The organism is Azospirillum agricola (assembly GCF_017876095.1).
GTDB lineage: Bacteria > Pseudomonadota > Alphaproteobacteria > Azospirillales > Azospirillaceae > Azospirillum > Azospirillum agricola.
The window spans coordinates 161,620-173,598 of record NZ_JAGINM010000008.1 but is presented as its reverse complement, the minus strand read 5'-3'; the positions used below and the strand labels follow the sequence as shown (position 1 = coordinate 173,598).

Annotated in this window: 12 protein-coding genes; 11 read left to right on the top strand and 1 reads right to left on the bottom strand. The window is 74.3% G+C overall.

The annotated features are described in order from the left end of the window. Positions 1-55 precede the first annotated feature (55 nt). Entirely contained in the window at positions 56-832 is a 777-nt protein-coding gene (locus J2847_RS14150) for an AraC family transcriptional regulator (protein ID WP_209779576.1), read from the top strand. Here the strand turns inward: J2847_RS14150 and J2847_RS14145 are convergent. Further along, positions 816-1,778 (bottom strand): LysR family transcriptional regulator, encoded by a 963-nt coding sequence (locus J2847_RS14145; protein WP_209779575.1) that lies wholly within the window; start codon positions 1,776-1,778, stop codon positions 816-818. The two genes, J2847_RS14150 and J2847_RS14145, sit on opposite strands and share 17 nt — an antisense overlap. Before the next feature lie 142 nt (positions 1,779-1,920). On the opposite strand from J2847_RS14145, the gene J2847_RS14140 reads away from it, so the two are divergent. From J2847_RS14140 to J2847_RS14095, 10 genes are all read left to right on the top strand, one after another. After that, positions 1,921-3,429 (top strand): MFS transporter, encoded by a 1,509-nt coding sequence (locus J2847_RS14140; protein WP_209779574.1) that lies wholly within the window; start codon positions 1,921-1,923, stop codon positions 3,427-3,429. Positions 3,430-3,702: 273 nt separating this feature from the next. Next, positions 3,703-3,978, top strand: a complete 276-nt coding sequence (locus tag J2847_RS14135; RefSeq protein WP_325169410.1) for a phosphopantetheine-binding protein — start codon at positions 3,703-3,705, stop codon at positions 3,976-3,978. Next, positions 3,978-4,610 (top strand): COG4648 family protein, encoded by a 633-nt coding sequence (locus J2847_RS14130; protein WP_209779573.1) that lies wholly within the window; start codon positions 3,978-3,980, stop codon positions 4,608-4,610. Before J2847_RS14135 ends, J2847_RS14130 begins: the two co-directional genes overlap by 1 nt. Before the next feature lie 10 nt (positions 4,611-4,620). Further along, the gene (locus J2847_RS14125) at positions 4,621-6,018 is read left to right on the top strand and encodes an AMP-binding protein (RefSeq protein ID WP_209779572.1); all 1,398 of its coding nucleotides are present in this window, start codon (positions 4,621-4,623) and stop codon (positions 6,016-6,018) included. 15 nt (positions 6,019-6,033) lie between these two features. Next, a complete protein-coding gene (locus J2847_RS14120; RefSeq protein WP_209779571.1) occupies positions 6,034-6,345 on the top strand; it encodes a hotdog domain-containing protein in 312 nt (103 codons plus the stop codon). A 119-nt stretch (positions 6,346-6,464) separates the two neighbouring features. Continuing rightward, positions 6,465-7,337 (top strand): LpxL/LpxP family acyltransferase, encoded by an 873-nt coding sequence (locus J2847_RS14115; protein WP_209779570.1) that lies wholly within the window; start codon positions 6,465-6,467, stop codon positions 7,335-7,337. After that, positions 7,321-7,932 carry a LolA family protein gene (locus J2847_RS14110; RefSeq protein ID WP_209779569.1) on the top strand — a complete coding sequence of 204 codons (612 nt, stop codon included), beginning with the start codon at positions 7,321-7,323 and terminating at the stop codon, positions 7,930-7,932. The genes J2847_RS14115 and J2847_RS14110 overlap by 17 nt, the downstream gene beginning before the upstream one ends. Then, positions 7,929-10,355 (top strand): MMPL family transporter, encoded by a 2,427-nt coding sequence (locus tag J2847_RS14105; protein ID WP_209779568.1) that lies wholly within the window; start codon positions 7,929-7,931, stop codon positions 10,353-10,355. The genes J2847_RS14110 and J2847_RS14105 overlap by 4 nt, the downstream gene beginning before the upstream one ends. After that, entirely contained in the window at positions 10,348-11,172 is an 825-nt protein-coding gene (locus J2847_RS14100; RefSeq protein ID WP_209779567.1) for a polysaccharide deacetylase family protein, read from the top strand. The genes J2847_RS14105 and J2847_RS14100 overlap by 8 nt, the downstream gene beginning before the upstream one ends. Next, positions 11,165-11,875, top strand: a complete 711-nt coding sequence (locus J2847_RS14095) for a class I SAM-dependent methyltransferase (RefSeq protein ID WP_209779566.1) — start codon at positions 11,165-11,167, stop codon at positions 11,873-11,875. Before J2847_RS14100 ends, J2847_RS14095 begins: the two co-directional genes overlap by 8 nt. Positions 11,876-11,979 lie beyond the last annotated feature (104 nt).

Genomic DNA, 11,979 nt, shown 5'->3' with positions numbered 1-11,979 from the left:
GTCGTCGCGCAGGGCCCGCCACCGCGCTCAGGCCTATTTCCTACGAGAGTGGGCCATGGTCCGCAATGTTCGCATCGAGGCGGTCGACGCCGTTCCCCGTCCGCTGATCGCGATGGGCCACGATTACCCGGACGGCCACGCGCTGCCCGCCCACTGGCACCGGCGCGGCCAGCTGATCTCCGGCGCCACCGGCGTGCTGGTGCTGGCGACGCCGCAGGGCACCTGGGTGATGCCGCCGCAATGCGGGCTGTGGATTCCGCCGGGCGTCGTCCACGAGGTGCGGATGATCGGCGCCGTCACCACCCAGAGCCTGTTTCTCGACCCCGATCTGGCCGGCGGCATGCCCGGCCATTGCGAGGTCGTCGGCCTGTCCCCCTTCGTCCGCAGCCTGATCGCCAAGGCCATGGACGTCCCGGTCGAGTACGACCCGGACAGCCACGCCGGCGCGCTGATGGCACTGCTCCGGCACGAGATGCGGCAGTTGCCGGTGCAGCCGCTCTCACTGCCCTTCCCGGCGAACGGGGCGCTGGCCGCGCTCTGCCGCCGGTTCCTGCTGAAGCCGACGGTGCACGCGACCATCGAGGACTGGAGCGGGCCGCTCGGCGTCAGCCGGCGCGCCTTCACGCGGCTGTTCCGGCAGGAGACCGGCCTCAGCTTCGTCGAATGGCGCCAGCAGGCCTGCCTCGTCACCGCCCTGCCCCGGCTGGTGGCCGGCGAGCCGGTCACAACCGTCGCGCTCGACCTCGGCTACGACAACCCGGCCGCCTTCACCACCATGTTCAAGCGTGTCCTCGGCGCCTCCCCGCGCGCCTACCTCAAGCGGTCCGGCTGACGGCGGCGGTCTGGCTGGCGGCGGTCTGGCTGTCAGTGGTCTGGCTGGCGACGGTCTGGCCGGCGCACACCTCCCGCACGCAGCCGCGCAGCCAGCGGTGCGCCGGGTCGGCGTCGAGCCGCGGGTGCCACAGCAGCGACACCGTGAGTTCCGGCGTGGCGACCGGCAGGGGAAAGCCGAACAGGTCGGAGCGCAGCGCGGCGGTGTGCCGCTCGGGAACGCTGGCGATCAGGTCGGAGGCGCGGGCCAGCGCCAGCGCGGTCGAGAAGCCGCCGACGATCGTCGCGATCTCGCGCTCCAGCCCGAAGGGCTTCAGGGCGTCGTCGATTCCTCCCCGGTCGAGGCCGCGCCGCGACACGGCGATGTGGCGGCCGGCGGCGTAGCGGGCGGGGGTGATCTCGTCCCGGCTCAGCGGGTGCCCCGGCCGCACGACGCCGATGAAGCGGTCGCGGAACAGGGCCTGCGCGCGCAGTTCCGGCCCCGTCGTCGTCCCCACCACGCCGGTCTCCAGATCCACCGCCCCCTCGCGGAGCGGCGCCGTGTCCTTGTCCGGCTTCTGGGCGAAGCACAGCCGCACGCCGGGCGCCTCGGCCCCGACACGGGCGATGAGGCCGGGGCCGAAGGTCTCCACGAAGCCCTCGCTGCTCCGCAGCGTGAAGGTCCGCGCCAGCCGCCCGAGGTCGAGCGCCTCGGCCGGGCGGAGGACCGCCTCGCCGTCCTGCACGAGCTGGCGCACCCGGTCGCGGAGTTCCAGCGCGCGGGGCGTCGGCACCAGACCGCGCCCGGCCCGGACCAGCAGCGGATCGCCCGTCGTCTCCCGCAGGCGCGCCAGCGCCCGGCTCATCGCGGATGGGCTGAGCCGCAGCCGTTGCGCCGCGCGCGCCACGCTGCCTTCCGCGAGCAGCGCGTCGAGGGTGATCAGCAGGTTCAGGTCGGGGATCGCCATCCCGCGATCATAGCACCCCGGCCCGCCGGCGGCATGGCGTCGGACGCACGGACAAGCTGCAAACGCTGCGCGTTCCGCCATGCCGGACCGTGGCCTAGGATTCCGGCCGCTTCCCTTCGGGGATCGACGGAAAACGGAGGTCATGGTGAAACCAGTCATCGCGGAGCGGGGTGGAGCCGCCGCCGGGGACGACGCCAGGAACGGCGAACGGGCCGCCTCGGTCCGCTGGGCGCTCGCCGGGCTGTCGCTGTGCGTGCTGCTGCCCTCGCTCGGCATCAGCGTCGCCAACGTCGCCCTGCCGACGCTGGCCGACGCGTTCGGCGCCCCCTTCCAGGACGTGCAGTGGATCGTCCTTTCCTATCTTCTCGCCATCACCAGCCTGATCGTCGGCGCCGGGCGGCTCGGCGATCTCGCCGGGCGGCGCCGGCTGCTGCTGGGCGGCATCGCGCTGTTCACGCTGGCCTCGGCCCTGTGCGGCGCGGCGCCGACGCTCTGGCTGCTGGTCGCCGCGAGGGCGGCGCAGGGCGTGGGAGCCGCCGTGATGATGGCGCTGGCCATGGCCCTCGTCGCCGGAACGGTTCCCGCGTCGCGGGTCGGCGGTGCCATGGGGCTGCTCGGCACCATGTCGGCGGTCGGCACCGCCCTCGGCCCGTCGCTCGGCGGCGGGTTGATCGCCGGGTTCGGCTGGCGGGCGATCTTCCTCGCCGGCCTGCCGCTGGGGCTTCTGGCGTTCGCCCTCGCGCGCCGTCACCTGCCCGCCGACCGCCGGGAGGATCGGGACGGAACCACGGGCGGAACGGCGGACGGAACGGCGCGCGGACGGGCGGGCTTCGACGGGCTGGGCACGCTGCTGCTGGCGCTGACGCTCGCCGCCTACGCGCTGGCCATGACGATGGGGCGCGGCGCCTTCGGTCCGCTCACCCTGGCCCTGCTGCTGGCCGCCGCCTGCGGAGCCGGCCTCTTCCTGCGCGTCGAGGCGAACGCCGCCTCCCCCCTGATCCGCCCGGCGATGCTCCGCGATCCCGCGCTGGGCCGGGGCCTCGCCGCGAACGCGCTCGTCTCGACGGTGATGATGGCGACGCTGGTGGTCGGACCGTTCCATCTTTCGCACGCCCTCGGGCTCGACACGGGACCGGCCGGGCTCGCCCTGTCGGCCGGTCCGCTCGCCGCCGCGCTGGCCGGCGTCCCGGCCGGCCGCCTCACCGACCGTTTCGGCGCACGGCGCATGACCGTCGCCGGGCTGGCCGGCATGGCGGCCGGAACCGTCCTGCTGTCCGGGCTGCCGGCGGCGTTGGGAGCGGCGTTGGGAGTCGCCGGCTACCTCGCTCCCCTCGTCGTCGTCACCATCGGCTACGCGCTGTTCCAGACCGCCAACAACACCGCCGTCATGACCGGTGTCCGTCCGGACCAGCGGGGTCTCACGTCCGGCCTGCTGAATCTCGCGCGCAATCTCGGGCTGGTCACCGGGGCCTCCGCCATGGGCGCGGTGTTCGCGGCGGCGGCGGGGGATGTCGCGACGGCGGGCGCCGAGGCGGTCGCCAGCGGCACGCGCGCCACCTTCGCGGTGGCCGCCGGCCTGATCGCCGCCGCGCTGGCGGTCACGGTCGCGGGCCGCCGCGCCCGGCCCGGCCAGACGGCGGACGGCGCTTGATCCGTCCCGAAGGGCCGCGCACCCCGTGGAGAAACCGCCGGCATGATTGTTCGGCCGCGAGGCCGAACTTCATCGGTCTTCAGAGTTACATCGCCATTTCGCAATACAGTGCGGACACTCCGAAATAATGATGGAAACCCCGGAGGCGCGTGGCTATCGTCATGACGGACTTGGCGAATCCACGCGCTCGATCGGGACTTTCTACACCTTGATGGATATATCCAAAGAGGTATGATGGCCGAAGGGTGCGCGCCGCTGCTCTTGCGAGGCCTGATGAGCGACTTGACGACGATGTCCCCCTCGGAACACGAGCTGGCGACCCTGATCGTGGACACCCTCACTCTGGAAACGGAGCCGGACGACATCGACCCGGAGGCGGCGCTCTACGGCGAGGGGCTCGGCCTCGATTCCATCGACATCCTGGAGGTGGCGCTCGCGGTGTCGAAGACCTACGGGGTCAAGCTGCGGGCCGACGACGAGAACAACGCCACGATCTTCGCCTCGCTGCGCACGCTGAACGATCACATCCAACGGCTCAAAGCCGCCTGATGCGGGCGGTGACGGCCTGGGTCGGGGGCTGCGTCGGCCTGTCGCTGGCCGCCGCCTACCCTCTGCTCGTCCACGGCGCGGTCGTCGCCGATCCGGGCACCGGCGCCGCGCTGGCGCTGGCGCTGGTGCAGACGGGGGTCACCGCGCTGGTGGTCGGCCGGCTGTCGCCCCGCCACCGCTGGATCGCCCTGGCCGCCGCCATCCCGCTGATCGTCCTGTCCTGGCATTCCGCGCGCGACGGCCTGCTGGCGGCGGCAGGAATCGGCCACGCCGCCATCCACGCCGGGCTTCTGGCGCTGTTCGGCCGCACCCTGGCGCCGGGGCGCGAGCCGCTGATCACCGGCATCGCCCGCCGCATGCGCGGCCACCTGACGGACGCGATGCTGGTCTACACCCGCCGCGTCACCGTGGCGTGGTGCCTGTTCTTCGCCGGCCAGCTCGCGGTGTCCGCCCTGCTGTTCCTGACCGCCCCCGACACGGTGTGGTCCTTCTTCGTCAACGTGCTCGACCTGCCGCTGGTCGCCCTGATGTTCCTGCTGGAATACGCCTGCCGGCTGCGCCGGTTCCCCAACCATTCCCACGGATCGATCGCCGACGTCGTCCGCGTCTTCGCGGAGCGGCCCAACCCATGACGGTCACGCCATGACGATTCTGTCCACCACCCGGCTGCCGCTGCTCCGCCACCGCGATCCCGACGCCCTGTTCGCGTGGCGCGACGGGCGGCCGGTGACGGTGCGCGCGTTCCTCGCCGCCGTGCGGGATCTGGCGCGGCGGCTGCCCGACTGGGCCTACGCGCTGAACCTGTGCGGCGACCGGCTCGGCTTCGCCGTCGGCCTCGGCGCGGCGCTGCTGCGCCGGCAGATCAGCCTGCTGCCGCCCAACGACACGCCGGCCATGCTGCATCAACTGGCCGAGGCGTATCCGGGGCTGGTCTGCCTGACCGACGCGGGACGGAGCCACCCCGGCCTGGACTGCCTGGCCGCGCTGCCGCCGGACGGGCTGGAGCGCGCCGCCGCGACAGCCCTCGGCGGGGAGCCGGCCTTCGATGAGCTGGCCTTTCCCGCCGACCAGGTGGCGGCCATCGCCTTCACCTCCGGCTCCACCGGCCGGCCGATGCCGCAGGTGAAGAGCTGGGGCACGCTGGTCCGCAGCGTCCAGGGCGCCGGCGCGGCGCTCGGCATCGAGGCGCTGGGAGCGGCCGGGCTGGTCGGCACCGTGCCGCACCAGCACATGTACGGGCTGGAGTCGGTCGTCCTGCTGGCGCTCCAGCACGGGCTCGTCCTGCATGGCGGACGCCCCCTGTTTCCGGCCGACATCGCCGCCAGCCTCGATTCCGTCGGACCGCGCCGCCTGCTGGTGACCACGCCGGTGCATCTCCAGGCGCTGCTGGCCGACGACACCGCGCTGCCGCCGCTCGACCTGATCCTGTGCGCGACGGCGCCGCTGGCGCCGCAGCTCGCCAGCGCCGCCGAGGCGCGCCTGTCGGCCCCGCTGCACGAAATCTACGGCTGCTCGGAGACCGGGCAGCTCGCGGTCCGCCGCACCACGGCCACGGCGGAATGGCGCTGCATCGACGGGCTCCGCCTGCGCCAGGACGAGCAGGGCACCTGGGCGTCGGGCGACTTCCTGGACGGCGAGACGCTGCTGGCCGACGTGATCGCGCTGACGTCCGACACCCGCTTCATCCTGCACGGCCGCTCGGCCGATCAGGTCAACATCGCCGGCAAGCGCAACTCGCTCGCCTACCTCAACCACCATCTCAACTCGATCGAGGGCGTGCGGGACGGCGTCTTCTTCATGCCGGGCGGGGACGAGCCGAGGGGGAATGGCGGCGGAACCGCCCGGCTGGCCGCCCTGGTGGTGGCGCCGGGGCTGACCGCCGAAACGCTGACCGCCCGGCTGCGCGAGCGGATCGACCCGATCTTCCTGCCGCGCCCGCTGCGCTTCGTCGACGCCCTGCCGCGCAACCCCACCGGCAAGCTGCCGCGCGAGGCGCTGCTGCGGCTGCTCGCCGACGACACCGCGCCGCCGCGCGGCTAGACTCAGGTGTCCGCCGTGCCGACTCCCCAGACGATCCTCCGGGCGACCGACCTCCGCTTCCCCGCCGACCACCCCACCGCCGCCGGCCATTTCCCCGGCAACCCGGTGATTCCGGGCGCCGTGCTGCTCGACGCCGCCCTGACCGCCATCGCCGGGGCGGAAGGCCGCGACCTCGGCCCCTGCCGGCTGCGGTCGGCCAAGTTCCTGCGCCCCGTGCGGCCCGGCGACCGGCTGCGCATCGAGTGGCAGCCCGCCTCCGCCGGGGAGATCGCCTTCACCGGCAGCGTGGAGGGCCGCCCGGTGATGAGCGGCCGCGTCGCGCTGTGACCCGGCCTCTCCGTGAAAAACCGGGGCGCGAGAATCCGCCGCCGGACACCGCCGCGTCCGCCGCCGCGGACGACGCCGCCCCGCCCCGCCCCGGCCGGCTCCGCCGCCGCAAGGAGTGGATGACCCGGCCGGAACGCAGCACGACGGCGGCGATCCGCTTCATCGTCTGGGTAGCGCTGCGCCTCGGCCGGACGACGGCCCGGCTGCTGCTTCCCCCCATCTGCCTCTACTTCGTCCTCTTCTCGCGCAAGCCGAGGGCCGGGTCGGCGCGCTTCCTCGCCAGGGCGCTGGGCCGGCCGCCGCGCTTCGGCGACCTGTTCCGCCACTACCATGTCTTCGCCGCCTGCCTGCTCGACCGCGTCTTCTTCCTGAACGACCAGACCGCCGCCTTCGACATCCGCGTCCATGGCGAGGACATCGCCATCGAGCTGATGGAACGGGGGGAGGGCTGCCTGCTGCTCGGCGCCCACATGGGCAGCTTCGAGGCGGTCCGCGCGCTCGGCCGCCGCCAGCGCGACCTGCGCGTCAGCCTCGTGATGTACGAGGAGAACGCGCGCAAGATCAATTCGGTGCTGAACGCCATCAACCCGGCGCTGTCGCTGGAGGTGATCGCGCTGGGCCGGCCGGAATCGATGCTGAAGGTGCGCGAAAGCCTCGATCGCGGCCATTTCGTCGGCATGCTCGCCGACCGCACGCTGGACGGCGAGGAGGAGATCCGCCTGCCCTTCCTGGGCGAGCCGGCGGCCTTCGCGCTGGGCCCCTTCCAGCTCGCCGCCATGCTGAGGCGGCCGGTCGTGCTGATGGTCGGGCTCTACCAGGGCGGCGGACGCTACGACGTGCATTTCGAGCGGATCGCCGACTTCTCCGACGTGCCGGCCGCCGAACGGCCCGGCCTCGTGCGCTGGGCCGTCGGGCGCTTCGCCGACCGGCTGGAGCACCACGCCCTTTCCTCCCCCTACAACTGGTTCAATTTCTATGATTTCTGGAAATAGCCCGGCCCGGCGCCGCATCGCGGCGGCCGTCGCCGCCCTGCTGGCCGCCGCCCTGCCGCCGGCCGGAGCGGGCGCGGCGGACCGGCCGTGGGGGCTGACGGAGCTGTTCGCCGCCTTCGCGCAGGTCCAGGCCTCCAGCGCCCGCTTCACAGAGACCCGGACGGTCAGCCTGCTCGACACCCCGCTGGAGAGCAGCGGCACCCTGACCTACCGCCGCCCCGACCGGCTGGAGAAGACGACGCTCCAGCCCCAGCAGGAGAGTCTGCGGGTCGAGGGCGACCGGCTGACCCTGACGCGGGCGGACGGGGCGTCGCGCAGCCTGTCGGTGTCCTCCATGCCGGAAATCCAGACCTACGTGGAGAGCATCCGGGCGACGCTGCGCGGCGACGTCCCGACCATGATGCGCTTCTACGACGTCGCGCTGGAGGGCACGCCGGAGGGCTGGCTCATGCGGCTGACGCCGCGCGCGGCCGAGGCCCGCGCCATGGTCGGGCGGATCGAGATCGCCGGCCGGAAGGCCGGGATCGGCCGGATCGACGTCCATCAGGCCGACGGCGACCGGTCCAGCATGACGATCCTTCCGGATCCGCCGTGACCGTCGCCGCGCGGGGCAAGGCCGGATGGTGGGCGGTGGCGCTGTGGCTGGCCGGGCTGGCCGTCTGCGCCCTGCTGGTGGCGCGGGCGACCGTCACCGCCGACATCTCCGCCTTCCTGCCCCGCTCGCCCTCGGCCGCCCAGCAGGTGCTCGTGGACCAGCTGCGCGACGGCGTCGTGTCGCGCCTCGTGCTGGTGGGGCTGGAGGGGGCGGCGCCGGACAGCCTGACACGGCTCAGCCGCGCGACGGCGGCCCGGCTGCGCGGCGACCCCCTGATAGCGGCGGTCGAGAACGGCGAGCGGACCGGGCGCGGGGCGGACGCCGCCTATCTCTGGACCAACCGCTACCTGCTCAGCCCGGCCGTCACGCCGGAACGCTTCACCGCCGAGGGGCTGCGCCGGGCGCTGGAGGAGGATCTGCGCCTGCTGCAATCCCCCGCCGGGATGTTCCTGAAACAGGCGCTGCCGAACGACCCGACCGCCGAGATCCTGACCCTGACCGACCGGGTGCTGGGCGAGGCCGGCGGGCCGGCCAGCCGCGACGGGGTGTGGGTGTCGGCGGATGGCGCGCGCGCGCTGCTGCTGGTGCAGACCGCCGCCCCCGGCTTCGACATCGACGCGCAGCAGCGCGCGCTGGCGCTGATCCGCGCCGCCTTCGAGGAGGCCCGCGCCGCCACCGCCAGCGCCGACGCCAGCACCAACGCCGCCGATGGCGCTGCCGGGGCCGGGGCCGGGGCCGGGACCGCCCGGCTGGTTATGACCGGGCCGGGCGTCTTCTCCGTCCAGACCCGCGACCGGATCGAGGCCGACGCGACCCGCTCCTCCATCCTGGCGACGGCGCTGGTGGCGGGGATGCTGCTGCTGGTCTACCGCTCGCTCGGCGCGCTGGCGCTGTCGCTGCTGCCGACGATCAGCGGCGCCCTGGCCGGAGTCGCGGCGGTCAGCCTGGGATTCGGCACGGTGCACGGCGTCACGCTGGGTTTCGGCGTGACCCTGCTGGGCGAGACCGTCGATTACGCCGTCTACCTCTTCACCCAGACGCTGCCCGGACAGACGGCGCGCGACACCCTGCGGCGGATCTGGCCGACCCTGCTGCTCGGGGTCGCCACCTCGATCGTCGGATTCGCCACCCTGCTGTTCTCCAGCTTCAGCGGTCTGGCCCAGCTCGGCCTCTTCTCCATCACCGGGCTGGCGGTGGCGCTGGCCGTCACCCGCTGGGTGCTGCCCGTCCTGCTGCCGGACGGCTTCGCCACGCAGCGGCCGGCGCGGCTCGCGGCGCTGCTGAACGCCCTGACCGGCGCCGCCCCGCGCCTGCGGATTCCGCTCGCCCTGGCGACCCTGCTGTCGCTCGGCTGGCTGGTCCATCTCGGGCCGACGGCGTGGTCGGGCGAGCTGTCGAGCCTGAGCCCGGTGGCCGAGGCCGACCAGCGGCTGGACGAGGCGCTGCGCCGCGACCTCGGCGCCCCCGACGTCAGCCATCTGCTGGTCATCGCCGCTCCCACGCCGGACGGGGCGCTCGCCGCCGCCGAGCGGCTGGCGACGCCGCTCGACGCGCTGGTCCGCCAGGGGGTGCTGGGCGGCTACGACTCCCCGGCCGTCCACCTGCCGAGCCTCGCCACCCAGCGCGCCCGGCAGGCCGCCCTGCCCGAGCCCGACCGCCTGCGCGATGCCCTCGCCCAGGCGTCGCAAGGTCTGCCCTTCCGGCCGGACGTCTTCGCGCCCTTCCTGGCCGACGTCGCGGCGGCGCGGACCATGCCCCCGCTGACGCGCGCGAGCCTGGAGGGCACCGGCCTGAAGCTGAAGCTCGACTCGCTGCTGGTTCGCGGCGGCGCCGGCTGGACCGCGATGCTGCCGCTGCGCGGCGTCGCCGACCCGCCGGCGCTGGCCGCCCGGCTGGCCGGGGATCCCTCGGCGCGGGGCGCCGTCCTGCTGAACCTGAAGGAGGAATCCGACCGGCTCTACCGCAGCTACCGGCAGGAGGCGCTGACGCTGGCGCTGCTCGGCGGGCTGGCGATCACCGCGCTGCTGGCGGCGGCCCTGCGGTCGCCGCGCTCGCTGGTGGCGGCGGTGCTGCCGCTGGCGGCGGCGGTGGTCATCACCGTGGCGCTGCTGACCGCGCTGGGCCAGGCGCTGTCGATCTTCCATCTGGTCGGGCTGCTGCTGGTCGTCGGCGTCGGCTCCAACTACTCGCTGCTGTTCGAGCGGCCGGAGCCGTCGCCCCCCCTGCGCGAGCGCACCGTCGTCTCGGTGGTCGTCGCCAACCTGTGCGCCGTCATCGGTTTCGGCACGCTGGCCTTCTCCGGCATCCCGGTGCTGCACGGCATCGGCATGACCGTCGCCATCGGCGCCTTCCTCAGCCTCGCCTTCGCCGCCGTGCTGGGCGGTCCGGCGCCCGTGGGCGCGGGGAGGTCCGGCCATGGCTGAGCCCCGGCGCTGGTCGCCGTCGCCGCTGATCCGCGCCTCGGCGGTTCTGCACGCCGCCGCCCTGGCCGGCGTCGCGGTCCAGCCCGCCGCGTGGCCGTGGGCGCTTGGGGCGCTGGCCGGCAACCACGCGCTGCTCGGCGCCCTCGGGCTGTGGCCGCGCAGCGCGCTGCTCGGCGCCAACCTGCGGCGCCTGCCCGCGCGCAACGCCCGGCTCGGCCAGATCGGCCTGTGCTTCGACGACGGGCCGGACCCGCAGGTGACGCCCGCCGTGCTCGCCCTGCTGGCGCAAGCCGGGGCCAGGGCCAGCTTCTTCTGCATCGCCGGGCGGGCGGCCGACCACCCCGGCCTGGTCCGCGCCATCGTCGAGGGCGGCCACACGGTGGAGAACCACAGCTGGCACCATTCCCACCGCTTCGCCGCGATGGGCATCGGCGCGCTGCGCCGCGAGGTGGGGGAGGCGCAGCGCATCCTGACCACGCTCGCCGGCCGGCCGCCGCGCTTCTTCAAGCCGCCGGCCGGGCTACGCAACCCGCTGCTCGACCCGGTGCTGGCCGGCTTCGGGCTGCGGCTGGCGACCTGGACCCGGCGCGGCTACGACGCCGTGCGCCGCGACCCGGCGGGGGTGGAGCGGCGGCTCCTGCGCGACCTCGCCGCCGGAGACCTGCTGATGCTGCACGACGGTTCCGCCGCGCGCACGGCGGACGGACGGCCGGTGGTGCTGGAGGTTCTGCCCCGCCTGCTCGATGCCTTCGCGGCGCGCGGGCTGGCGGCGGTGTCGCTGGCGGCGGTGTCGCTGGAGGTGGCCGCCGATGACTGACGCCGTCTTCCGGGATCTGGTCGCGGCTGCGGCCCGGCCCTACCGCCCCTGCGGCCGTTACGCCTGGCACTTCGCCAGGGGCAAGCTCGGCGGCGATCCGGTCTTCCGCCACCTGATGCGCCACCCGGTGCTGCCGGCCGGCGGGCGGCTGCTCGACCTCGGCTGCGGACAGGGGGTGCTGATGGCGCTGCTCCGCGCGGCGGCGGAGCGCCACGCGGCGGGAGGCTGGCCGCCCGGCTGGCCGGCGCCGCCGACCGGCCTCGCCTGCCAGGGCGTCGAGCTCGCGGCGCGGCGGGTGCGGACGGCGCGGACGGCGCTGGGCGCCGCCAGCGTCCGGCAGGGCGACATCCGCGACGTCCCGCTGCCGGCCAGCGACGCGATCGTCATCCTCGACGTGCTGCTCTATCTGAACCGGGAGGAGCAGGCCGCCGTGCTCGCCCGCTGCGCCGAGGCGCTCGCCCCCGGCGGGATCCTGCTGCTGCGCGAGGCCGACGCGGAGGGCGGTCTGCCCTTCCAGGCGACCCGCTGGGCCGAGCGGCTGGCCTGCGCCGCGCGCGGCCGGCCGCGCCAGCCCCTGACCTACCGCCCCGCGCGGGAATGGGCCGAACTGCTGGCGAAACCGGGCTTCGCCGTGGCCACCCGGCCGATGAGCGAAGGCACACCCTTCGCCAACACCTTGTTCATAGCCCGCAGGGTTTCATAGGCCGTTCAAGCAAAGGCAACGGTCCAATTTGCCCTTTCTCCGCACAAACGCCCGGTGCTAGCATTCCCCCGACAATGGAACCGCAACACCCAGCCCGTCCTGTC